Origin of the sequence: Mycobacterium sp. E735 (genome assembly GCF_001666955.1) — a bacterium.
Lineage (GTDB): Bacteria > Actinomycetota > Actinomycetes > Mycobacteriales > Mycobacteriaceae > Mycobacterium.
The window spans coordinates 1-1,890 of record NZ_LZIX01000264.1; the positions used below are offsets into that span (position 1 = coordinate 1).

Sequence of the window (1,890 nt, forward strand, 5' to 3'; positions counted from 1 at the left end):
CCACACGCCCCGCACCAATTCACCGGCGCACCCGCCTGGAACCAACCCCCACCCAAACGACGCAACCCCTGGCCCATCATCGCCGGCGTCGCCGCACTGGTCGTCGTCCTCGTCGTCGCCGCGGTCGCCATCGCGATGGTGATGGGCGGCGACGACAGCAACTCGCAGGCCAACCGGACCTCGACCTCGACGACCACGACGACCAGCAGAACGGTCACCACGACCACGACGAGTAGGGCCCCGAACCCGCAGAGCAAGCTGATGAGCGTGCTGCCCGCCGGATATCCCAGTGGCGCTTGCACCCCTGCCACCCCGAAGGCCAACAGCATTTGGGTGAACGCGTTGGCCATGGTCGACTGCGACCAGAACACCAACCAGGGCGGCCCTTCCCGCGCCGTCTACGGGTTGTTCGCCAATGCCGATCTGCTCAAGAAGGCGTTCGACGACGACGTCGCCGCCGTACAGTTGCTCAACTGTCCGGGGGCCGGTCCGTCACCGGACGGCTGGCACCACGACAGCACCCCGACGGTGACCGCCGGCTCGATCGCGTGCGGCACCTACAAGAACCACCCGAACGTCATCTGGACCAACGACGCCAAACTCCTGCTCTGTGACGCCTACGGTGATCCTCCCGCCCTCGAAGACCTGCATACGTGGTGGACGAACTACGGCGGCTGACTTGATGTGCTGTGGTGGTTGGGTGACAAGGATCAGCGATGAGTGATGAGCAGGCCTCGCGGGTGGGCACGGATTTCGGGCCCTATCACCTGAAGCGGCTGTTGGGCCGGGGTGGGATGGGCGAGGTCTATGAGGCCGAGCACACCGTCAAAGAGTGGACGGTCGCGGTCAAGCTGCTCTCGGAGACCTTCAGCAAGGACCCGGTGTTTCGGGAGCGGATGAAACGCGAAGCCCGCACCGCCGGTCGTTTGCAGGAACCGCACGTGGTGCCCATCCATGACTACGGCGAAATCGACGGGCAGATGTTTTTGGAGATGCGCCTGGTCGAGGGCACCGACTTAGACAGCGTGCTCAAACGCTTCGGCCCGCTGGCCCCGCCGCGCGCGGTGGCCATCATCACCCAGATCGCCTCGGCGTTGGATGCCGCCCATGCCGCCGGGGTGATGCACCGCGACGTCAAACCGCAAAACATTCTGGTCACCCGCGATGATTTCGCCTATCTGGTGGACTTCGGCATCGCCAGCGCGACCACCGATGAAAAGCTCACCCAGTTGGGCACCGCGGTCGAGACGTGGAAATACATGGCCCCGGAACGCTTTTCCAACGCCGAAGTCACCTACCGCGCCGACATCTACGCCCTGGCCTGCGTGCTCTACGAATGCCTCACCGGCTCACCGCCGTATCGGGCCGACAGCGTCAGTGTCCTCGTCACCGCGCACATGATGGATCCGATTCCTCAGCCGACCGCGTTGCGGCCCGGGATTCCCAAGGCTTTCGATGCGGTGATCGCCCGCGGGATGGCCAAGAAACCCGCCGACCGCTACGCCAGCGCCGGCGACCTGGCCCTGGCCGCCCACGAAGCGCTCAGCGACCCCGACCAAGACCACGCCGCGACCATCTTGCGCCGCAGCCAAGAAGCCACCCTGCCCGGCACCGTCACGCTCGGCCCGCAGCCCACGCTCGCGGACACGGCGATGGCGCCGCTACCGACCCCGGCCGCGAGCACGCCGCCGCCCAATCCCCCGCCCGGCTCCACCCCGGTGCCCGCGCAGGGCGCCCCGGCCTGGCGGCCCGAAAGCGGCCCCATCCCGGCCGCCGCCCCACCGACGGCCACACCGCCCTATTACCAAGCCCCCGGCCCCAATTGGTGTTGCTCGTCGACCACCACCATGCCCAGGTTGTGGAATTCCACCGCGTCCTGCAACATCACAT

At 66.9% G+C, this 1,890-nt stretch carries 1 protein-coding gene and 1 pseudogene; both read left to right on the forward strand.

Annotated elements, in window-relative coordinates; all coding sequences use genetic code 11:
* Window positions 1-678: pseudogene (locus A5704_RS28905) on the forward strand (serine/threonine protein kinase); the annotation flags it as partial.
* 38 nt (window positions 679-716) lie between these two features.
* The coding region (locus tag A5704_RS21660; protein WP_231969197.1) for a serine/threonine-protein kinase at window positions 717-1,890 on the forward strand (1,174 nt) is incomplete at its 3' end.